Raw genomic sequence first — 20494 nt, forward strand, 5'->3', positions numbered from 1 at the left:
TCCCTCAAATAAAAAAATTAATTTTAAAATTATATATTCGTTTTATAAAATTAATAGTAAACGAGATGATTAAATTTTGATAAATAAAAATAAATCATAAAAATTTAATGTAAAATCGTGTAAAATGCACTTTATGAAAAAAATAAAAGCGATTTTTTTAGATAGAGACGGAGTTATAAATAAAGACTTGGGTTATGTTAGTAAAATCGATGATTTCGTGTTTTGTGATGGTATTTTTGAAGCTTTGCGCGGATTTTTGAAGCTTGGTTTTGCGCTATTTGTAGTTACGAATCAATCTGGCATAGGAAGAGGATATTACACTGAGGATGATTTTTTAAATTTAACTAAATTTATGCTTGATAGATTTAAAAAAGAAGACATTGACATAAAAAAAATATATTATTGCCCTCATGTTCCAGAAGAAAACTGCGATTGTAGAAAACCAAAGCCGGGTATGATTTTAAAGGCTTTGAGCGAATTTGATATAAATTTAGAAAGTTCTATGATGATAGGTGATAAAAATAGCGATATACTAGCCGCAAACTCCGCAGGTATCGATAATTGCTATTTAATCGGCGAAGATAGCAGCTTAAAAACCGTTTTAGACGTGTATAAGTTAGTATATAAGGAATGTATATGAAAATAGTAGTAACTGGAGGAGCCGGATTTATCGGTTCAAATTTAGCCAAATATTTTATGGACGAAAATGAAGTTTTGGTTGTGGATAAATTTAGAAGTAATGAAGTTTTTAGCAACGGAAATTTAAAAAGTTTTGGTCATTTTAAAAATTTAATCGGCTTCAAAGGCGAGATTTACTGCGGCGATATCTGTTCTAAAGAGACTTTAAAACGCATAGAGAATTTTAATCCAGATGTTATATTTCACGAAGCAGCGATCTCAGATACTACTGTGAGTGAGCAAGACGAGATAATAAAAATAAATTTAAACTCATTCAAGGATCTATTAAAAATAGCTAAAAACTGTGGTTCAAAAATGATATACGCAAGCAGCGGTGCCACATACGGCAATGCTCCAAGTCCGCAAACTGTCGGACATCTTGAAAATCCAGCAAGTGTTTATGGTTTTTCTAAGCTGATGATGGATGAGCTAGCTAAAGAGTTTTATGCTAAGTTCAAAACTCATATCGTTGGGCTTAGGTATTTTAACGTATATGGCGGAGGTGAGTTTTTCAAAAACAAAACTTCTTCTATGATTTTGCAGTTTGGGCTTCAAATTTTAAGTGGCAAAACTCCAAAATTATTTGAAGGTAGTGATAAAATTTTAAGAGATTTTGTGTATATAAAAGACGTTATAAACGCAAATAAACTAGCTATAAATGGTATAAGCGGAGTTTATAATGTAGGAACAGCAAATCCTAGGAGTTTTCAAGATATCGCTGATATTTTGCAGCGTGAAATCGGTGTAAATTTAGGCAACGAATATATAAAAAATCCATATACCACTCAGTATCAGTTTCATACTCAAGCAAATATCACTACTACAAAAAATGGGTTAAAATATGAACCAAAATGGAGTTTGGAAGATGGGATTAAGGATTATTTGCCAGAGATCAGACGTATTTTTAAGGAAGAATTAAATGGTTAATGTTTTAGTGGTCGGTGATTTGATGATAGATCACTATGTGTGGGGAAGTTGCGATAGAATCTCTCCAGAAGCTCCTGTGCAAGTAGTAAATATCAAAAACGAAACTAAACGCTTAGGCGGCTTGGGAAATGTTATTTCAAATTTAAAAACTCTTGGCAGTGAAGTAGGCGTTATCAGTGTTGTTGGCGATGATGATGTGGGTGATGAGATACTTGAACTTCTAAAAGATAGGGGCGCTAAAACTGAGCTTATAATCAAAGAAAAAGGACGAAAATCCAGCCAAAAAAGTCGCATTATGGTAGCTCATCAACAAGTTCTTAGGCTCGATACCGAAAGTGTTTGCGAGATAAGCGTAAGCGATGATATCATATCTAAATTTGAAAATATTTTGAGCCGATATGATATCGTGTTACTGAGTGATTATGGAAAGGGTGTATTAAGTCCATATCTTACAAAAGAGATTATAAGAATCACGAAAAAATCAGGGAAAATGGTTTTAATAGATCCAAAAGGTAAAGATTACTCAAAATACAGCGGCGCTACTTTGCTAACACCGAATAAAAAAGAGGCTAGCGAGGCGCTTGGATTTGCGATAAATGATGAAGATGATTTAAAAAGTGCTTTAAAAATGCTTAAAGATAAATTCAAGCTCGATTATTCGTTAATCACTTTAAGCGAAGATGGAATAGGGCTTTTAGATCAAGAAGTAAAAAAATTTCCAGCAATTGCAAAAGAGGTATTTGACGTAACAGGAGCAGGCGATAGTGTGCTTGCTACTCTTGGATACTGTCTTGCTAGCAAAATGAGCTTAGAAGAGTCTATAGAAATAGCAAATTTAGCAGCAGCTGTTGTAATTGGTAAAGTAGGAAGTGCGGATGCTAGTTGGGGTGAAATCGAGAATTTGAAGTCTAAAAAAAGCGGCTTTGAACGTAAGATTATAAGTCTTAGTGAGCTGTTAAGAGTGGGCAGAAGCGGTAAAACTATGGTATTTACAAATGGTTGTTTTGATATACTTCATTTTGGGCATATTAGTTATTTGCAAAGTGCGAAAAAACTAGGAGATATGCTTGTTGTAGGATTGAACTCAGATAGATCTGTTAAAGAGCTAAAAGGAGAAGATAGACCAGTAAATGCTCAAAGTGACAGAGCAAGTATGTTGGCGGCTTTGGAATTTGTAGATTTTGTTGTGATTTTTGATGAGGATACGCCTTTAAATTTGATAAAAGCGTTGAAGCCCGATATTTTAGTAAAAGGTGCTGATTACGCAGGTAAAAAGGTTGTTGGAAGTGAGTTTGTGCGTGAGGTAAAGTTGATAAATTTTGTAGATGGAAAAAGCACCACAAATATAATAAATAAGATAAAAGGTTAAAAATGAATACTGTATTTTTAAATGAGCTAGAAGCTCACAAAGAGACTTTAGCTAAAACTTATGAGCTAAATGAAAATGTTTTAAAAGCGTGTGAAATGGTGGTTGAAACTTTAAAAAATGGCGGCAAGGTTTTGATATGCGGAAATGGTGGAAGCGCTGCTGATTCTCAGCATTTTGCAGCAGAACTTACAGGGCGTTATAAAACAGAGAGAACTCCGCTTGCTGGGATCGCTCTTAGCACCGATACTTCGGCTCTTACTGCTATCGGAAATGATTATGGCTATGATGAGGTTTTTGCAAGACAAGCAGCGGCTTTAGGCAGACGTGGTGATATCTTGATAGGAATTTCTACTAGTGGAAATAGCGCAAATGTTTTAAAAGCACTAAAAACAGCAAGACAAAACGGACTAAAAACACTCGGGCTAAGTGGTAGAAGCGGGGGCACTATGAATGATTTTTGTGATTTAAATTTGATAATACCTGCTAATGATACTGCTAGAATCCAAGAGATGCATATTTTGGTGATTCATACTATTTGTCAAGCTGTGGATTTAGCTTATAAATAGCATCTAGCACCATTTTTGGTGTTAGATTTTTCATACATTCGTGTGAGTTCAAAGGACAAACTCTCTTCATACAGGGCATACAGTCTAAATCAAGATGTAGTATCTTTGCATTGTTATTTTTATATGGAGAGGTTTCTTTGAACTTAGTAGGTCCAAAAAGTGCTATAGTAGGCACTTTAAAAGTTGCTGCTATGTGCATAGGACCGCTATCGTTAGTGATAAACATATCAAGACCTGCTATAAAGCTTGCTAGCTCACAAATAGTGGTTTTGTTACATAAATTTTGGTATTTTACTCCGTTTTTTTCAAGTTCTAATGCTATTTCGTCGCAGATATTTTGTTCATTTTTTCCTCCAAAAATGACAACTTCATAACTCTTTTTTAAATTTATAGCTACGTTTGCAAAATATTGCGGATACCATCTTTTCGCACTTCCGTAGCTTGCTCCTGGATTTAGCCCTAGAGTTTTGTTTTTAAATTTAAAAGGAGCAAAATACAATTTTAGCTCATCTATGCTTTGTTTTAAACTCAGACAATTGATAATAAAATTCATATATTTTTGTACCTGATGAATTTCGTTTTTTGTAGGTGTAAAAATAGCTTTTTTGTCTGCTTTTATAAATTTAAAAAATACTTTTGAGTAAAAGTGACTTCTAAAACTTACGGCTATATCAAATTTATCTAAATTTAAAGCTGTTTTTAGCAGATAAAACAGTCTGAACTTAGCTTTTTTCGAATTATCGATAATGATATTTTCACAGTTTGGATAAGAGCTGTAGATACTCGTGCTAATCTCTGATCCAAAAAAGGTTATCTTACAGTTTGGATAGTTTAGGGCTAGACTTTGAACAGCAGCGCTTGCCATCACGGCGTCACCTAGCCATGTGGGCAGCTCAATTAGTATGCGCATTTATGATTTCCATTGTTTTTTTAGCGTTATCTTCTATGCTGAATTTTTTTGATAATTCTAAATTTGAAGCTTGTATTTTTGAGAGTAGTTTGCTATCTCTTAAGATTTTTTCTATGAAATTTGCTATCTCAAAACTCTTAGGATTATCCATTATAAAATCTTTATCAAGTATCTCACTAGCACCGTTTTGTTTGGTTGTTATGCAAACGCATCCATAACTAAGAGCTTCTAAAATGACATTTGAAAACGGCTCGTAATGAGTAGGAAATATAAACACATCAGCGCCTTCATAAAAGTCATTTACAACTCTTTGTTTGCCTGTAAATATGGCGTCTATACCCAGTTTTTTTGCTAGATTTTTATATTTTTTTATATTTTTATCACTACCTACTATAATTGTGTTTATAGTGAGCGATATGTTTGACACAATGTTTAGAAACTCGCTTACGCCTTTTCTTTTAAAACCACTTCCTACAAAAAGCAGTATAGGAAGCTCATAATTTAGCCCAAATTTCTCACAAAGTCGCATTTTAGCGCTTCCTTTTTCTACTTTTGTTGGAAGATTTATACCGTTGTATATGGTTGTGATTTTATCTTTGTCGATACCGTATGTATCTATGATCTGCTGTTTTATCAAATTTGAGTTTGCGATTATGCTTTTGGAATTTAAAAAGCATTTTTTTTCAAGATAAACATATACGAAATTTAAAGGATTAAAAAACCAAAACGGTTTTAGAGATCTATAAACTTTATGCACCCCATCACCAGCTCTATAGATATCAGCTGATGTGACTCGTTCTAAGCTGAAGTATATCTCATCATCTTTTTTTTCATTTTTTACTTGAGCATTAAATTTAAGTGCTTTTAGCCATGAGCTTAATTTTTGACTTCCTTTAAAGCTTCTTATTTCTGAGCTTATATTTGAGCCTTCAAGTGCGTTTTTAAGCCTTATTAAGTATCTCTCAGCTCCGCCAGTTGCTTTTGGATTTGTTCTTAAAAATATTATCTTTTTCATTTGATGATTTTAGCATAAAAATATTTTATGGATTATTAATCCAAATTAGGCTAAAATTCAAATATTTTTTTTGGAGTTTTTATGCAAAAATATACTTCTTGTTTAGAATACTTTAAGTTATTTTTATTTTCCATTTATATGCTATTTTTACCTATTGCCCACACTGCTGCTGTTCAGTCTATTAGTTTAGGGTTATTTATATTTTTGATTTTAATTTGTGATTTTAGAAATTTAAATATCAAAAATTTATTATATTTAAAAAATTTGATTGTTGTGTTTTTACTGTTTTTGGTTGTATCATATTTTTCTCTTTTTTATACTGTTGATTTTAAAGAGAGTTTAAAAGAGATAAATAGTGAGCTGCTTAAAAAGATTGTAGTAATGCTATTTATGTTTTTATACTTTTCTACTCTTCCTAAAAATAAGATAAAATATTATATTTTTATAATTTTTGCCGTATTTATCGTGCATACATTAATTAACCTTTTTACTTGGTATTTAAGTGGATTTAGTTTAAGTACAAGAACTGGCGGATTATTAGATGGATATTTGCATGGTGGTGGGGGTGAAAGATTTGCGATTTGGGCATGTTATGCTTTTGCATTTAGCCTTGGTGTATTTTATTTTTTAAATAAAAAAGTTGGATTTTTATGTATATTACTGAGTTTAATTAGTATTTTTACTACTCATGTAAGGGCGTCATATTTAGCAAGTTTGATTTTGATCGTGATATTTGTATTTATGTTTATTAAGTCTAAATTTATTAAATTTGGATTTGTATTTTTGCTGTTATCTATTTTTGTAGGTTTATATGATAAAACTAGCTCTTTAAATAACAGATACAATGTCGCTAAAGCAGTTGATTATATAAATTTATTGCAAAACTCACCTCAGGGTATGGGTGAAGAATACAAACAAAAAAATTTAGATTTTTCTATATCTTCAAGACTGTCTATGTGGAAAGCGGCTTTGCTTTATAAATCAGACAGTATTTTTACGCCATCAGGTTATGGTAGATTTTTATATGGAAAAACTATCAGACTAGCCGATAAAGAAAATCAACCTTTTGCTATTTTTGCTCAAGTTCATAATGAATTTATGGGTATTTTCTTTTCATTAGGTTTTTTTGGATTAATAATTTTTCTTTTTATATGGTATTTTTATTTTAAATTTGGACTAAATTTGATGAAAAATAGCACTGAAAATTTATATAAATTTTTTGGATTTTTTGGATTTTTTGGCGGGATAAGCTTTGTGATAAATTTAGTTTTTGGAAGTTTTTTTGGTGATAGTGAAGCGGCGTTTTTTTATGTTTTATTCGGTATGATTTGTGCGATTTTATTAAATGGTGATAAAAATGAAAATCTTACTTATAAGAAATGATAATATAGGTGATCTTATCTGCACAACTCCTGCCATAGAGGCGCTTAGAAAGCATTTTTGTAACGATCAAATCGATATAGTAGTAAATAGTTATAATGAATGCGTTATCAAAAACAATCCATTTATAAATAAAATTTATAGTTATACAAAACCGAAGCATAAAAAAGGAGTTTTTCAAAAGCTAAAAGCCATTTTTGGTAAAGCTAAAATGCTTTTTGAAATTTATAAAACCGGTTATGACACGGCGGTTGTATTTCGCACTGGCTACTCCGCTTCTGCTGAATTATTTGCCATAGTTAGCAGAGCAAAAAAAATAATCGGCGTAGGCGATAAAAATGGTAAATCACTCATTAACGATAAAGTAGTATTTTCAGGTGAGCATGAAGTTATGTTCTGTTTTGAGTGTTTAAAGTCGCTTGGAGTACGCTATAACGGTGAAAAAACACTTTTCGTACCAGATGCTATAAGTGAGCAATACAAGGATTTTGTATTTTTTCATATTAGTTCAAGGATTTCTCAAAATATGTTAAATGATGAGCAAATTTTGGATATATCTAAGTTTTTAAAAGCTAAATTTGATAATGTTGTTATAACAGCTGAAGATCCTGATTTTGGACAAAATATATCTAAAAAAAGCGGTATAAAATATCTAAAAACATCAAGTTTTAATGAACTTGCGAGCTTTTTAAGCGGTGCAAAACTACTTTTGTCGTGCGATGGCGGCGTTATGCATCTTGGACCTGCACTTGGCGTAAAAACTATAGGAATACTTGGAAAAACAGATATAAATCGTTGGTCGCCGTGGGGAGCAAAATGTCTGCAAGATGAGAGTTTAGTGGCTTCAAATTTAAATATACAAGCGGTATTTGACGCAGTTAGCGAGGTAATGAAATGATAAATATACTAGAGCTTGAAAGCTCACTTGGATTTGGCGGACAAGAGCATAGAACTATGCGTCTTATCAACGCGCTTGATGAGAGTAAATTTAAGGTATTTTACGGGCTAAATAGAGGTTCAAAGTCTCTTGAAAAGCCTATAAAATGTAGATTTGTAGAGTTTAATCTAAAAAAAGTTTATAATGTTTTTGCTATTATTAAAATTTGCTGGTTTGTTAAAAAAAATGGTATTAAGATTATCTCTACGCATTCTGGAAAAGATGGAAATATCGGCTCTATCGTAGGTAAAATCTGCGGCGTAAAAGTCGTGCGTACAAGACACTTGCAAACTCCTATAAAATCACCATTTAGCTATAATCTTAGCTCAAAAGTAGTAGCTGTTTCAAATGCTACAAAAGAGTCTCTTATAAGGCGCGGCGTAAAAGAGAATTTGATAGAAGTTATCCGTACTGGTGTCGATACTCAAAAATATACTAAAAATTTTAAACTAAATTTAAAAAAAGAGTTAGGATTGAGTGAAGAAACAGTATTGATAGGTATAGTAGCAGTTCTAAGAGCGGCTAAAAATCATAAACTTTTAGTAGAAGCTTTTAGCGAATTAAACTTACCTAAAACAGCTTTGGTAATCATCGGCGATGGACCACAAAAACAGAATTTAGAAAATCTTATAATCGGTAGAAATAACATATTTATGCTTGGGAACAAAGACAATGTGAGCGAGTTTTTAGGTTCGCTTGATATCTTTGTGTTACCATCGAATATGGAAGCTTTGGGTACTGCTATCTTAGAAGCAAGTAGTGCAGGAGTTGCTTGCATAGGAAGTAGAGTTGGAGGCATACCAGAAGCTATCAAAGATGCTCAAACAGGACTTTTGTTTGAAAATGGAAATTTAGAAAGCTTGAAAACGTCTCTGAAAAATTTGATAGAAAATGCAGATCTTAGAGCTGAGTTTGCAAAAAATGGTATAAAATATGTAAAAGATAGCTTTTCTACTGAAGTTATGGCAAAAAAGACGCAACAAATTTATGAGGAGTTGGTAAATGAGGATTAATTTTTATGAGTTGGTCGTTAAATTTCTACTTAGAAATAAAAAAGTTATAAAAACCAACTCAGTAAGTCAATCTTTCAAAACTGTCTGTTTTTTTAGTAATACCGCCATAGGAGACACGCTTTTTAACACTCCTGTTTTTAGGGAATTTAAAAAAGTATATCCGGATAAAAAAGCTATAGTTCTTTTAAATCCATCAAATGCAGATCTGTTTATAAATAGCCCGTTTATAGATGAAGTAATTTTATATAATGGTAAATGGAGCGGTTTTTTCAAGACTTTAAAGATATTAAAATCTAAAAATGTAGATATAGCTTTTTTGCTTCATTCAAACGAGCCTCAAGCTACGCCATTAGCCGTTCTTAGCGGTATAAAATATATTTTTAAATTACCAAATTCTAAAAATAAATTCAACCATTTTCACTCAAACTCCACTGCGACTTACGGCAAACCGAGATATATCGTTCTAAATAGGCTAGAACAGCTTAGTTTTATAGGGATTAACTCTGATGATACGAGGCTTGAGCTATTTTTGGAAGATAGCTGCTATAAAAATGTAGATAAAGTTTTAAAAAGAAGTAGTGGTGATAAATTTATCGGTTTTCAAATGGGCGCTAGTACAGTTTCTAGGCAGTGGTTTTCACAGCGTTGGAAAGAGCTTGGGGATTTGATCTTAAGTAGCACTAACGCAAAAATAGTTTTGACCGGAAGCCCTAGTGAAAAACATATGTGTGACTCTCTTGAAAAACTGCTTGATAGTAAAAATGTTTTGAATTTAGCTGGTAAATTTAGTATAAAAGAAGCAGCAGCGTTGATAGACAGGCTTGATATTTTTATCACTCCAGACACAGGACCTTTGCATATAGCAGCTGCACTTAGAACGCCTACTATAGCGTTATTTGTCGTAGCAGAACCCAAAAACTCAAATCCAAATTTTGACACCGATATACATAAATTTATAAAAAAAGAAAGAACTTGCGAAATTTGCATAGCAAAAAGCTGTAAATATCAAGCTTGTATGTTGCAAATAGAAGCAAAAGAAGTTTTTGATATGATAAAAGAGATGATGTGAAAAAGATTTTATTTATAGATACCGGGCTTGAGTATGGCGGCGGAACAAAGAGTTTGTTGTATCTTTTAGGCGCTTTATCAAGCAAAAATGAGTATAAAATTTATGTATATTTTGAAAATGATTATATGGTTGGTGATAAAAAAATATCTTCCATTATAGAAAGTTATGGAGCTAAGTTCATATATTTTGAGCATAAAAAGAGGATTTGTAAATTTAAAAAAGAACTTCTTAGATTGTTTTCAAAAAAACTTTTGGATAAAGTTCTGTATAAAAATGATCTTGATTTTGCTATTAAGTTATTTAATAATATCGGTACTAATATCAATAGCAGTTATGAGTTAAATAAAAAAATAGATATAAATTTAGTTCATCTCAACAACCATTTTTCAACGAATTTGGCTTACAATGAAGCTGCAAATTTGCTTGGTATAAAAGTTATCCAGCATTTAAGAAAGAACTCAAAAATAGAAGATTTTAAGCTGTCTAAACTAAAAAAGCTTAGTTTTTTAGCTATTAGTGTTTCAAATTCAACCTATGATTTTTACGCTAATCAGATGGAAATTTCTAAAAATATCGTTTATAACCCTGTCATTTACAGCGGTCTAGCTACAAATCAACATTTAGATAATTCTGATATTTCTATCATTATGCCGGCAAATTTCTTAAGTCTTAAAGGACACAGCCTTGTTTTTGACGCTTTTTTAGACTTAAAAAGAGATGATGTCAAGCTTTATCTTGCAGGAGGCGAAGTAGATAAAAAACTTATCCAAAAGCTTCAGATATTAGAAGAGCAAGGCAAGGTAAAATATCTTGGTTTTATAAAAAATATGGATGAAATTTATGCAAAGAGCGATTATATCCTTGGATTTTCAAGTGATGAGGGATTGCCTAGAGTTGTTATCGAAGGACTTAGCGCTGGACTTGGAGTGATATATTCTGATATCCCAGTTATAAAAGAAATTTATAATATTTCATCAAATAAAGATAATTTTCATATAGTAAAACGCGATAGCGCTTCTTTGTTAGAATGTTTAAAAAAGCTTAAAAAACCATCATCTAAAGAGCCTGATATGGCTATAATATCTAATTTTAGTTTGGAAAATTATCTTTGCAAGATAGAAAAGATTTATAAAGATTATTTATAAATTCATATATATTTTTTTCATCTTTTTGAGTGATTTCAAAATACTTTTTAGCATCCGTCTTATAAATCGTATCAAAAACAGCACTAAATGGTGGCAAATTTGATGTTATGATAAGCGAGTTAAATACACCTCTTTGTTCGCTTGCAAAACAAGGACCCATAAAACATATAGTAGGTACTTCCATAGTGTCTGCGATGTAGTAATTTCCAGTGTCACTTGAGATATAAAGGTTCATTTTTGATATGTAAAAAGGTAGTTCATTGAGGCTGATTTTATCTATTAATGATACTATTTTTATATTTCTTGTGTTGGTATTTTTAAGTAAATTTATCTCATCTGCGACTCCGAAAATATAAATTTCAACATCGAATTTGCTTAAGATTTCAAAGATTTTATCCCACGTTTGAGGAATTATCGTTTTCATTTTATTTCCGGCACTAAGACTTAACCCAACTTTGAATTTATGCTCATTTATAAGTAAATTCTCACACTTTTCAGGTATGAATAGTGGTTTTTGAACCATTTTTTTAACTTTAATCGTATCTTTTTGGGGTTCATTTTGAAAAAGTTCTAAATCAAGCATTTTTAAGTATGTTTTAAGCGTCAAATCGTTTTTTGTATGTTGAATTACCTTGGCGTTTTTTGAAAGTAAATAAAAAAAAGAGCTGTTTTTGTAGTGGCTGATCGTAATTATATGCTTTGGAAAAGCGAACTTAGCTAGAAATAAATTTAGATTATTTGGCATTAAAACATAAATTTTATCATAACTTTTAAAAAATAGTTTAAAACCCAAAATAAACTTTTTAATCCCTTTTTTATATTTGTTTATTGCAAATTTATTTTCTATTCTGGAGTCGTAATCTGCAAAATTAAGATTTATTTTATCTAAAACAATATCAAATTTACCGCCTTTAGTGCTGCTAGCTGCGTCAAAAATGATTGTAGAGTTGACGTAATCGCCGATTTTGGCTGTTTGAATAATCAATATTTTATCTGTTTTTTTGCGAAAAAATGATAAAATCAACAAAAAAGGATATAACAAAAAGTAGTATATAACGTACAAATTTAACCTCTGTTTTTTTGTAAGAATACTATTTTTTTTATTATAAAAAGATTAGATATGAGTATAACCGTTCTTATGTATCATCATGTTTTGCCAAAATCAGGATTTATCGCTAGCAGTCTTAGCGAATTTGAGTCTCAAATGAAGTTTCTTAGTCAAAATGGTTATAAAACTTTAAGTTCAGATGAATTTTTGAAATTTAAAAAAGGTGAGCTTAAACTACCCAAAAAGAGCGTTTTTATAACTTTTGATGATGGTTGGAGAGATAATTATTACTACGCTTATCCAATTTTGAAGAGATATGGTTTAAATGCAACTCTGTTTTTAGTGACTAGTTGGATAGAAAAAGCAAGCGAGCAAAATGCACTTAGAAAAGCCGAGTTTAGAGCGTTATCGCATAAAGAAGCAAAACAAAAAGCTATCAGCGAGCCTGCTAGTTTGTTTCTAAGCTGGGATGAGGTGGAAAAAATGAAAGATGTTTTTGATTTTCACTCTCATACAAATGGGCATGATGATGCTTATTTCGGAAATTTAAGATTTGAAGATGATATTTTTGCTTGTAAAAAGATAATAAAAGATCGCTTAGGATTTGATGATGCTCATCTTTGTTGGCCGCGCGGACAATATGATGAAAACAAGTTGCAAGCGGCAAAAAAGATCGGTTATGAGATATTTTATACCACGAAACGAGGTATAAATAAACCTGATAATAATTTAAAATATATAAAAAGAGTTGCGGTTAAAAAAGACGCTAAATGGTTAAAAAAGACGCTATTTATATATCAAAATGATATTTTAGGAAGTTTTTACTCAGCTTTGAAGAACTGAGATATACTATTTTTTATCAAATTTAAGTCTAAATTTATAAGACAATCGCTCCTTTTTGAGCCGTTACAACCATCTTTCCCGCAAGGAACGCAATCTAAGTTTTTTTGGATAACTTTGTGTTTTCCCATCGTTTGAATACCGTTTTTTTGCGTATATCCGCTTTTTATACAAGAGTTATCCCAAGGTCCCCAATGAAATGCTCCGCTAGGTCCAAAAAATGCTATGCAAGGCACATGATTGGCTGCTGCTATATGCATAATTGCAGTATCTACTCCTATAAAGAGTTCTGATTTTGAGCTTAAAAACGCTACTTCTTTTAAGCTCAAATTTCCTAAAAATAGCACAGGTTTTGTACGGCAATTTTTGAGTATATTTTCCATTTTTTCAAGCTCTACTCGGTTTTTATCACAGGTTAATACTACTTTTTGATTTAAATTTAGTTCGCAAAAATCTATAATTTTAGCCAAAGTTTCATCATCTATACATTTAAAAAGCCATCTGCTCATAGGATGAATATGGATAAATTTATTTGGTATATTTTTAAATTTAGAATCTTGTGAGTAGTCATCGAAATATATCTTAACTCTAGCATTTTTTGGCTCATATCCTAAAGCTTTGAGTGCGTCTAAATTTGCTAGTACTGTATGTGTAGAGCCTTGTTCTTTTATTTTGTGAGTTATAAATTTATTAAAAATGCGATTTTTAGCCAAATAGGATACAACTGTTTTTGCACCGCAAAACTTGGCTATGATGAGACCTCTGTCTCCTTTTGTAGTTTGGATAACGATATCAAATTTCTCATTTTTTAGATCTTTTGCAAATTTATATTCAAGATAAATGCGCTTAAAAATAGTTGTCTTTTTTACTTCATTTCTATCATATATATGGATTTTATCTACATTTGGATTACCTTCTATCATTGCCTCACAGCCTTTATTTAAAGCAAAATGTATCTTTGCATCAGGGTAATAGTGTTTTAAATTTTCTAATAAAGGAGTTGTGAGCAAGACATCGCCTATATTTCTAAATTTCATTACTAAAATTTTCATTTTATATACTTCCAAAATGTATATTCACTATAAAGTTTAGCAATAATAAAGCCATTCCAACCTTCCAAAAAACCACCTTTTAAGATATATAATTTAAAAAAAGTCCAGCAAGGATTAAGTACAGCTTTTATTCTATTTGATTTTTTATTTAGGCTTGAGTAGCTGTTTTGTTTATTTATAAACTGCTCCACGCTCTCATAAGCATGGTGGATAAAGTGATTTTTTAGTACTCCTATTTTTGAGTTAGTAATCACGCTTTCATGTACGCTTCTACCGTCAAATTTAGCATAATTTTTATTGAAAAATCTTATTGTATAGTCTGGATAAAGCCCCATTTTTCTAATTGGCTTACCAAAAAAATAATTTAGCCTAGCAATTTTGTATGCTTTAAATTTAGGATTTTTAAGCTCATCTATAATTTCGTTTTTAAGCTCTTTAGTAATTACTTCATCGCTATCAAGCACAAAGATCCATTCGTTTTTTGATAAATCAACACCGAGCTGTTTTTGTGCACCAAATCCAAGCCATTTTTGGCAAGTGATTTTAACGTTTTTAAATTCAGAACAGATTTTTAAAGTTTTATCGTTTGAGCCGCTATCTACTACCACGATTTCATCGGTCCAAGATATGCTTGATAACACTTCTTTGAGATATTTTTCACTGTTGAAAGTCAGCACTATAAAGCTTATCATTTATAAATTTCCTCATAAAAATGTTTAAATTTTTTATGCATCCAAAAGTACTCATCCGGCTTATCTTTTATCATCTGCTCAGTAGCGTCGCTTTGAGCTTGAGTTGCCTTTTGAAGCTTATTTTCTCCATAATTTTCAACTAAAATTTCTTTAAAAAAGCAAATTTCGTTTTTATTTCTTGAAATGCGTTTTATAAAAGCAGGAATGATAATAGCTCCTGTTTTGCTAGCAAAGATACTAGCAGCTGGGGTGTGCATTATCTTTTTACCGAAAAACTCACACTGAACTCCGTCTTTTTTGGCTGTATTTTGATCTACCAAAATTCCAAGCATACGTCTATTTTTAAGAGCTTTAAGAATATCTCTCGCACCGCCGTCTTTCGGTATAAGCTCTATGTCGAATTTTGTTCTATTTTTGCTTAAAATTTGATCCATAACACTGCTATCAAGGTTTCTACCAACTATAGAAACACTACCAAACTTTGCTGCCATCGCAAGACTAAAAAGCTCCCAGTTTCCATAATGCGCAGTTTGCACTATGATAGGGCGTTTTGTGGCTAATGCGTCCAGCAGTATATTTTCATTTTTGAAACTAACTTTATTTAGTATATTTTCTTTTGTGCTATCTTGATTTCGTAAAAAATCAGCTCCAAAATATCCAAAATTCCTATATGTCGCTTTTATGATTTTTTCTATTTTTTGTTCTGTAAATTCTGGAAAGCACATTTTTAAATTTACTCTCATAATATTTGTATGTTTTTTATCGAATTTATAAAAAATATACGCAAGTGCCGTAAAAAACGGACTTTGCAAAGACTGCGGAGTATAAGTTACTATAAATTTAAAAAATTTATATAAAAATAGATAAATCATATCACTCATTAAGTAGCCTTTTTGCCTCTTTTATAACTAAATTTGGATCTATATCGCATACGCAAAAATCGCTTTTATCAATACATTTTGCATCTACTTTTTTGCCTGCGTCTAGCACTATATTTTTATCTGTTTTATAAGCATTTCGTCTGCTTGGACGATTACCAAAAATAGTTATAGAAGCTCTGTTTTGCGCCCACGCAATGTGAGTTATACCGCTATCGTTTCCTATGACCAAATCAACTTTGTTTATAAGATTTATCACGCGATTTAAACTAAGCGCTGGAAGCAGCTTAGCATGAGTATTTTTTGTAAGCTCTAATGCTTTTTCTTTTTCTTTTTGCGAACCAAAACTTATAAGGATATTGCACTCTTTTAGCCCATTTATCACCGTTTTAAATTTGTCGTAGCATTTGCTTTTTTCGCTTGCAAATGGAGCTATAAGTAGATTTTTACTATTTTTATCTAAAAAATCAAAATCGTCGTCGCTAGCTGCAAAACACGGCAGTTTATTATCTATCTGGTTTGTGTTAAATTTAAAATCAAGAGCCTTGCTTGCTAGAGTTAAATTTCTAATTATTATATTTTCATTATAATCGCAGTTAATTTTTGTGCTATAGAACATACTGCAAAGTGGCTCTTTTACGCTAAGTTTGTCAAATCCTACTACATTTTTTCCTAGAATTCGCCCGACGATAGCTGATTTTATAAGTCCTTGAAAGTCGATGATGATATCAAATTTATTTCTAAATTTAGATAAAATCTTATAAGTTTTTACAAATTTTTTATCTTTTAAAGGAAGTTTTACAACCTCTTTGATATCTTGATGAGAGTCTAAAATGGAGCCAAACTTTTCATCTACAAACCACGAAATTTCCGCTGCTTTGCAATATTTTTTTATAAATTGCAAAACTATGACCGTATGTACTATATCGCCAAGGCTAGAGAGTTTTATGATGGCTATTTTCAACTATTTTTCCATTGTTTTTTGGTATGATTGTATAAAAAATATTCTAAAAAGTAGGTAAAATGATAAAGAGTGATCATATTTGCGTATTTGATTGTGAAACTGTGCCAGACAGTGATACTTTGAGAAAAGTTTTTGGCTATGAAGGAGACGATAAGGAAGTTGCTAAACGCGCTATGAGTGAGCAAAAAGAGAACACCGGTAGCGAGTTTTTACCAGTTTGTTTTCATAAAGTCGTTGCTATATCGGCTGTTATGGCTGATAAATTCGGCAGATTTTTGCGAGTTTCAACGATGCAAGGGCAAGACGAAGAGGAAAAAATAACTAAATTTATCCAGTTTATTAATAAATTTAATCCGCGCTTGGTGAGTTTTAATGGTCGTGGATTTGATATCCCTATGCTTATGATCAGGGCGATGCGCTACAATATATCCTCTCCATCGTATTTTGATGTGAATGATAAAGAAAACGGTAAGGATAAATGGACAAATTACAGAAGTAGATATGATGGTATTTTTCATTTGGATTTGCTTGATCATATCAGCGAGTTTAGATCAGTAAGTGGACTAAAGCTAGATCATCTTTGTAGTAGCTTAAATTTACCTGGAAAGTACGACGTGCACGGCGATCAAGTCCTTGAGATGTTTTACGATGCCAAGCTTGATAAGATAAATGAATACTGCGAAAGCGATACTTTAAATACTTACTGGTTATTTTTAAAATACGAGCTTTTAAGAGGAAATTTGACAAAAGATGATTACGCTAATTATATAAGTGTGATGAGTGAATTTTTAAATGATCAAAAGCAAGGTATGAGCTATACTGACGTATTTTGCAGATATGTAGAAGATGAGCTAAAAAGGCTTAGTTAATATTATTTTTGGCATAATTTTAAAAAACTTTAGGAGAAAAAATGAGAGATATAAAAATAGGGATTATCGGTCTTGGATACGTCGGAATGCCTTTAGCTGCGGCGTTTAGTGACGCTTTTAGCGTTGTAGGATTTGACCTAAATGAAAAACGAATAAATGAGCTAAAAAATGGTATCGATAGGACTCTTGAACTTGACGTTATGCAGATGACTAAAGTGTTAAAAAACGGTATGAAATTTAGTATAAATTTAGATGACATAAGAGAGTGTAACTTTTACATAGTCACCGTTCCAACACCGATAGATAAAAATAATCGCCCAGATCTCACTCCGCTTTATAAATCAAGCGCGAGTTTAGCAAAAGTGCTTAAAAAAGGCGATATAGTAGTATATGAAAGCACGGTTTATCCAGGAGTTACTGAAGATGAGTGCGTGCCTGTGCTTGAGACTAGCGGACTTAAATTTGGCGTGGATTTTGAGTGTGGATACAGTCCTGAGCGTATAAATCCCGGTGATAAAGAGCACACCGTTACAAAAATCAAAAAAATCATCTCCGCAAGTAGTCCTAAAGCCCTTGAAACCGTAGAAGCTGTTTATAGCAAGATCATAAAAGCAGGGGTTTATAAGGCTAGTAGCATAAAAGTAGCCGAAGCTGCAAAAGTCATAGAAAATACGCAACGCGACATAAATATCGCCTTTGTAAATGAGCTACTTATGATATTTGACAAGATGAAGATAGACACGAATGAAGTGCTTGACGCAGCAGCTACAAAATGGAATTTTTTAAATTTCCGCCCAGGACTTGTGGGTGGGCATTGCATCGGCGTAGATCCATACTATCTTACGCATAAAGCAGAAGAGATCGGCTATCATCCAGAGATCATTTTAGCAGGACGTAGGATAAATGACAATATGGGAATTTACCATGCAAATCAGTCTGTTAAAATGATGATAAAAAACGGTTTGAAAGTAAATGGTGCTAAAGTTTTGGTGCTTGGGATCACTTTTAAAGAAAACTGCCCTGATATTCGCAACTCAAGAGTTATCGATGTGATAAAAGAGCTTAAAGAGTTTGGCTGTAATGTAGATGTTTATGATCCTTGGGCGGACGCAAATGATGTGAAAAAAGAGTACGGCTTGGAACTTCTAGAAAATTTAAATTTAGATGGATATGAATGCGTGATCTTGGCTGTAGCACATAAAGAGTTTTTAAGCGTAGATTTTAGCAAATGCTTGTCTTATAAAATCAAACGAATTTAAGGGCGGCTTATGAAGATTTTAGTTACTGGAACAGCCGGATTTATAGGATTTCATCTAAGCCGTGAGCTAGCTAAGCGTGGCGACACGGTGGTCGGATTTGACTGCATAAATGATTATTACGATATAAATTTAAAATACGCAAGGCTAAACGAGCTTGGTATCAAACGTGAAAATATAGAAGAAAACATAGCTGTTAGTTCTAGTATTTATCCAAATTTAAGCTTTATAAAAGCAGATTTAAGTGACCTTAAAACCATGCAAAAGCTTTTTGAAGAGAGCTCGTTTGACTGTGTCATAAATTTAGCCGCGCAAGCAGGAGTTCGCTACTCACTCATCAATCCACACGCTTATATAAATAGCAATATTTTAGGCTTTACAAATATACTTGAGTGCTGTCGTCATCACGGCGTGAAAAACCTAGTATATGCAAGCTCAAGCTCAGTTTATGGACTAAATGAAAAAATGCCGTTTTCCACCCACGAGAGCGTAAATCATCCTATCAGTCTATACGCTGCAAGCAAGAAATCAAACGAGCTTATGGCTCACACTTATAGTCATCTTTTTGGACTTAGCACGACTGGACTAAGATTTTTTACCGTTTATGGCGAGTGGGGACGTCCAGATATGGCTCTGTTTTTATTTACCAAAGCTGCCTTAGAGGGTAAAACTATTGATGTTTATAACTACGGAAAGATGAAAAGAGACTTCACTTACGTAGCTGATATCGTAAAAGGTATAATGAAATGCGTTGATAATCCAGCTACTCCAAATTTAGCTTGGGACGCTAAAAATCCAGATCCAGCTACTTCAAACGCGCCTTATAAAATTTATAATATTGGTAATAACTCTCCAACCTCGCTAATGGACTATATAAAGGCGATCGAGATAAAACTAGGACGAGAAATCAAAAAAAATCTTATGCCGCTTCAAGCAGGCGATGTTCCTTCGACTTACGCCGATGTGAGCGATCTAATAGAGGACTTTGACTATAAGCCAAATACTAGCGTAAATGACGGAGTTGCAAGATTTGTGAAGTGGTATGTGGACTATTATAAAGTAAAAATTTGAAGTTTTTAGCTCTATTATTATCCGTATTTTTAGGTTTAAAAGCCGAAGTTATGCTATTAAAAGAGTATAGCGATGAAAATTTAAGTGATTGGTATGCTAGTGAAAAGTATGATGGTGTGAGAGCTATCTGGGATGGTAAGAATTTGAAAAGCAGAAATGCTAAGATCATCAACGCTCCAAAATGGTGGCTAAAAGATTTTCCGAGTTTTGCTATAGATGGCGAGCTTTGGAGCAAAAGAGGCGAGTTCGAGTTTATCAGCTCAGTGGTAAGCTCTTTTGATGATAAAGGTTGGGCAAATATCAAATTTATGGTATTTGACGTGCCAAACGCTAAGGGAAATTTACGTGAGCGACTAGAAGTGTTGCGTGAGTTTTTAAAAGAAAATCCAAATAATTTTATACGAGTAATAGAACAAATAAAAATAAACTCAAACCAAGATGCTTTTGCGTTTTTAGATGAGGTTATTAGTGGTGGCGGTGAGGGCGTAGTCGTAAGAAATGCAAATGTGCCTTATAAAAACGGTAGAAGTGGTGAAATTTTAAAGCTCAAAAAATTTAAAGATAGTGAATGCAAAGTCGTCAAACTACAAAGTGGTAAAGGTAAATTTGAAGGGCTTTTGGGTTCGCTTATTTGTGTTGATATTTTTAGCAATGTAGAGCTTAAGATCGGCTCTGGATTTAGCGATGAGCAAAGGCGAAATCCGCCAAAAATAGGTAGCATTATTACTTATAAATATCAAAATTTAACCAAAAATTTAAAGCCTAGATTTCCCATATTTTTACGTGTTAGAAGTGATAATAATTTAACAAGATAA

21 protein-coding genes are annotated in these 20494 nt (G+C 32.3%); 14 read left to right on the forward strand and 7 right to left on the reverse strand.

What is annotated here, in order from left to right; genetic code table 11:
• Nucleotides 1–133: 133 nt before the first annotated feature.
• Genes gmhB through gmhA form a run of 4 tightly spaced genes read left to right on the forward strand, consistent with a single transcriptional unit; the run spans nucleotide 134 to nucleotide 3540 of the window.
• Nucleotides 134–640: a D-glycero-beta-D-manno-heptose 1,7-bisphosphate 7-phosphatase gene (gene gmhB, locus CHHT_RS01710; protein WP_051663733.1), complete on the forward strand. Its 507-nt coding sequence runs from the start codon at nucleotides 134–136 to the stop codon at nucleotides 638–640.
• Complete coding sequence (rfaD, locus tag CHHT_RS01715; protein ID WP_034962346.1) at nucleotides 637–1605, forward strand: ADP-glyceromanno-heptose 6-epimerase; 969 nt, start codon at nucleotides 637–639, stop codon at nucleotides 1603–1605. Before gmhB ends, rfaD begins: the two co-directional genes overlap by 4 nt.
• A complete protein-coding gene (gene rfaE1, locus CHHT_RS01720; protein ID WP_034962344.1) occupies nucleotides 1598–2974 on the forward strand; it encodes a D-glycero-beta-D-manno-heptose-7-phosphate kinase in 1377 nt (458 codons plus the stop codon). Before rfaD ends, rfaE1 begins: the two co-directional genes overlap by 8 nt.
• Before the next feature lie 2 nt (nucleotides 2975–2976).
• Nucleotides 2977–3540 carry a D-sedoheptulose 7-phosphate isomerase gene (gmhA, locus tag CHHT_RS01725; protein WP_034962342.1) on the forward strand — a complete coding sequence of 188 codons (564 nt, stop codon included), beginning with the start codon at nucleotides 2977–2979 and terminating at the stop codon, nucleotides 3538–3540.
• On the opposite strand, the gene waaF is transcribed toward gmhA, so the two are convergent.
• Entirely contained in the window at nucleotides 3506–4450 is a 945-nt protein-coding gene (gene waaF / locus CHHT_RS01730) for a lipopolysaccharide heptosyltransferase II (protein WP_034962340.1), read from the reverse strand. The two genes, gmhA and waaF, sit on opposite strands and share 35 nt — an antisense overlap.
• Nucleotides 4434–5465, reverse strand: a complete 1032-nt coding sequence (locus CHHT_RS01735) for a glycosyltransferase family 4 protein (protein WP_034962339.1) — start codon at nucleotides 5463–5465, stop codon at nucleotides 4434–4436. Before CHHT_RS01735 ends, waaF begins: the two co-directional genes overlap by 17 nt.
• Nucleotides 5466–5546: 81 nt before the next feature.
• Here CHHT_RS01735 and CHHT_RS01740 point away from each other — a divergent pair, with 81 nt between their 5' ends.
• From CHHT_RS01740 to CHHT_RS01760, 5 genes are read left to right on the forward strand one after another with little or no spacing between them, the layout of a single operon-like run.
• Nucleotides 5547–6848, forward strand: coding sequence for an O-antigen ligase family protein (locus tag CHHT_RS01740; RefSeq protein ID WP_064019631.1), 1302 nt, complete (start codon nucleotides 5547–5549; stop codon nucleotides 6846–6848).
• On the forward strand, nucleotides 6823–7743 hold the full coding sequence (locus CHHT_RS01745; RefSeq protein WP_034962333.1) for a glycosyltransferase family 9 protein: 921 nt from the start codon (nucleotides 6823–6825) through the stop codon (nucleotides 7741–7743). The genes CHHT_RS01740 and CHHT_RS01745 overlap by 26 nt, the downstream gene beginning before the upstream one ends.
• Nucleotides 7740–8795: a glycosyltransferase family 4 protein gene (locus CHHT_RS01750; RefSeq protein WP_034962330.1), complete on the forward strand. Its 1056-nt coding sequence runs from the start codon at nucleotides 7740–7742 to the stop codon at nucleotides 8793–8795. The genes CHHT_RS01745 and CHHT_RS01750 overlap by 4 nt, the downstream gene beginning before the upstream one ends.
• Nucleotides 8785–9864, forward strand: a complete 1080-nt coding sequence (locus CHHT_RS01755) for a glycosyltransferase family 9 protein (protein WP_034962327.1) — start codon at nucleotides 8785–8787, stop codon at nucleotides 9862–9864. Before CHHT_RS01750 ends, CHHT_RS01755 begins: the two co-directional genes overlap by 11 nt.
• Nucleotides 9861–11009, forward strand: a complete 1149-nt coding sequence (locus CHHT_RS01760) for a glycosyltransferase family 4 protein (protein ID WP_034962325.1) — start codon at nucleotides 9861–9863, stop codon at nucleotides 11007–11009. Before CHHT_RS01755 ends, CHHT_RS01760 begins: the two co-directional genes overlap by 4 nt.
• Here the strand turns inward: CHHT_RS01760 and CHHT_RS01765 are convergent.
• Complete coding sequence (locus tag CHHT_RS01765; protein WP_232051097.1) at nucleotides 10954–11994, reverse strand: glycosyltransferase family 9 protein; 1041 nt, start codon at nucleotides 11992–11994, stop codon at nucleotides 10954–10956. The two genes, CHHT_RS01760 and CHHT_RS01765, sit on opposite strands and share 56 nt — an antisense overlap.
• A gap of 135 nt (nucleotides 11995–12129) precedes the next feature.
• On the opposite strand from CHHT_RS01765, the gene CHHT_RS01770 reads away from it, so the two are divergent.
• Complete coding sequence (locus CHHT_RS01770; RefSeq protein WP_034962323.1) at nucleotides 12130–12900, forward strand: polysaccharide deacetylase family protein; 771 nt, start codon at nucleotides 12130–12132, stop codon at nucleotides 12898–12900.
• Here CHHT_RS01770 and rfaQ read toward each other — a convergent pair.
• Genes rfaQ through waaC form a run of 4 tightly spaced genes read right to left on the reverse strand, consistent with a single transcriptional unit; the run spans nucleotide 12879 to nucleotide 16483 of the window.
• On the reverse strand, nucleotides 12879–13949 hold the full coding sequence (rfaQ, locus tag CHHT_RS01775; RefSeq protein ID WP_034962322.1) for a putative lipopolysaccharide heptosyltransferase III: 1071 nt from the start codon (nucleotides 13947–13949) through the stop codon (nucleotides 12879–12881). The two genes, CHHT_RS01770 and rfaQ, sit on opposite strands and share 22 nt — an antisense overlap.
• On the reverse strand, nucleotides 13946–14641 hold the full coding sequence (locus CHHT_RS01780) for a glycosyltransferase family 2 protein (protein WP_034962321.1): 696 nt from the start codon (nucleotides 14639–14641) through the stop codon (nucleotides 13946–13948). Before CHHT_RS01780 ends, rfaQ begins: the two co-directional genes overlap by 4 nt.
• Nucleotides 14638–15522 (reverse strand): lipid A biosynthesis lauroyl acyltransferase, encoded by an 885-nt coding sequence (locus CHHT_RS01785; protein ID WP_034962320.1) that lies wholly within the window; start codon nucleotides 15520–15522, stop codon nucleotides 14638–14640. Before CHHT_RS01785 ends, CHHT_RS01780 begins: the two co-directional genes overlap by 4 nt.
• Entirely contained in the window at nucleotides 15515–16483 is a 969-nt protein-coding gene (gene waaC, locus CHHT_RS01790) for a lipopolysaccharide heptosyltransferase I (RefSeq protein WP_034962318.1), read from the reverse strand. The genes CHHT_RS01785 and waaC overlap by 8 nt, the downstream gene beginning before the upstream one ends.
• Before the next feature lie 59 nt (nucleotides 16484–16542).
• On the opposite strand from waaC, the gene CHHT_RS01795 reads away from it, so the two are divergent.
• The 4 genes from CHHT_RS01795 to CHHT_RS01810 are packed head-to-tail and all read left to right on the forward strand — an operon-like array spanning nucleotide 16543 to nucleotide 20494.
• Nucleotides 16543–17352 (forward strand): 3'-5' exonuclease, encoded by an 810-nt coding sequence (locus CHHT_RS01795; RefSeq protein WP_034962315.1) that lies wholly within the window; start codon nucleotides 16543–16545, stop codon nucleotides 17350–17352.
• Between the two features lie 41 nt (nucleotides 17353–17393).
• Nucleotides 17394–18611: a nucleotide sugar dehydrogenase gene (locus tag CHHT_RS01800; RefSeq protein ID WP_083427825.1), complete on the forward strand. Its 1218-nt coding sequence runs from the start codon at nucleotides 17394–17396 to the stop codon at nucleotides 18609–18611.
• Nucleotides 18612–18620: 9 nt separating this feature from the next.
• Nucleotides 18621–19679, forward strand: coding sequence for an NAD-dependent epimerase (locus tag CHHT_RS01805; protein ID WP_034962313.1), 1059 nt, complete (start codon nucleotides 18621–18623; stop codon nucleotides 19677–19679).
• Nucleotides 19676–20494 (forward strand): DNA ligase, encoded by an 819-nt coding sequence (locus CHHT_RS01810; protein WP_034962311.1) that lies wholly within the window; start codon nucleotides 19676–19678, stop codon nucleotides 20492–20494. Before CHHT_RS01805 ends, CHHT_RS01810 begins: the two co-directional genes overlap by 4 nt.

Source organism: Campylobacter hyointestinalis subsp. hyointestinalis (assembly GCF_013372145.1).
Lineage (GTDB): Bacteria > Campylobacterota > Campylobacteria > Campylobacterales > Campylobacteraceae > Campylobacter > Campylobacter hyointestinalis.

What these genes read in the sequence shown, in the direction of transcription:
- gmhB (WP_051663733.1), top strand. Translation starts at nt 134, where the DNA reads ATGAAAAAAATAAAAGCGATTTTTTTAGATAGAGACGGAGTTATAAAT.
- rfaD (WP_034962346.1), top strand. Translation starts at nt 637, where the DNA reads ATGAAAATAGTAGTAACTGGAGGAGCCGGATTTATCGGTTCAAATTTA.
- rfaE1 (WP_034962344.1), top strand. Translation starts at nt 1,598, where the DNA reads ATGGTTAATGTTTTAGTGGTCGGTGATTTGATGATAGATCACTATGTG.
- gmhA (WP_034962342.1), top strand. Translation starts at nt 2,977, where the DNA reads ATGAATACTGTATTTTTAAATGAGCTAGAAGCTCACAAAGAGACTTTA.
- waaF (WP_034962340.1), bottom strand. Translation starts at nt 4,450, where the DNA reads ATGCGCATACTAATTGAGCTGCCCACATGGCTAGGTGACGCCGTGATG.
- CHHT_RS01735 (WP_034962339.1), bottom strand. Translation starts at nt 5,465, where the DNA reads ATGAAAAAGATAATATTTTTAAGAACAAATCCAAAAGCAACTGGCGGA.
- CHHT_RS01740 (WP_064019631.1), top strand. Translation starts at nt 5,547, where the DNA reads ATGCAAAAATATACTTCTTGTTTAGAATACTTTAAGTTATTTTTATTT.
- CHHT_RS01745 (WP_034962333.1), top strand. Translation starts at nt 6,823, where the DNA reads ATGAAAATCTTACTTATAAGAAATGATAATATAGGTGATCTTATCTGC.
- CHHT_RS01750 (WP_034962330.1), top strand. Translation starts at nt 7,740, where the DNA reads ATGATAAATATACTAGAGCTTGAAAGCTCACTTGGATTTGGCGGACAA.
- CHHT_RS01755 (WP_034962327.1), top strand. Translation starts at nt 8,785, where the DNA reads ATGAGGATTAATTTTTATGAGTTGGTCGTTAAATTTCTACTTAGAAAT.
- CHHT_RS01770 (WP_034962323.1), top strand. Translation starts at nt 12,130, where the DNA reads ATGAGTATAACCGTTCTTATGTATCATCATGTTTTGCCAAAATCAGGA.
- rfaQ (WP_034962322.1), bottom strand. Translation starts at nt 13,949, where the DNA reads ATGAAAATTTTAGTAATGAAATTTAGAAATATAGGCGATGTCTTGCTC.
- CHHT_RS01780 (WP_034962321.1), bottom strand. Translation starts at nt 14,641, where the DNA reads ATGATAAGCTTTATAGTGCTGACTTTCAACAGTGAAAAATATCTCAAA.
- CHHT_RS01785 (WP_034962320.1), bottom strand. Translation starts at nt 15,522, where the DNA reads ATGAGTGATATGATTTATCTATTTTTATATAAATTTTTTAAATTTATA.
- CHHT_RS01795 (WP_034962315.1), top strand. Translation starts at nt 16,543, where the DNA reads ATGATAAAGAGTGATCATATTTGCGTATTTGATTGTGAAACTGTGCCA.
- CHHT_RS01800 (WP_083427825.1), top strand. Translation starts at nt 17,394, where the DNA reads ATGAGAGATATAAAAATAGGGATTATCGGTCTTGGATACGTCGGAATG.
- CHHT_RS01805 (WP_034962313.1), top strand. Translation starts at nt 18,621, where the DNA reads ATGAAGATTTTAGTTACTGGAACAGCCGGATTTATAGGATTTCATCTA.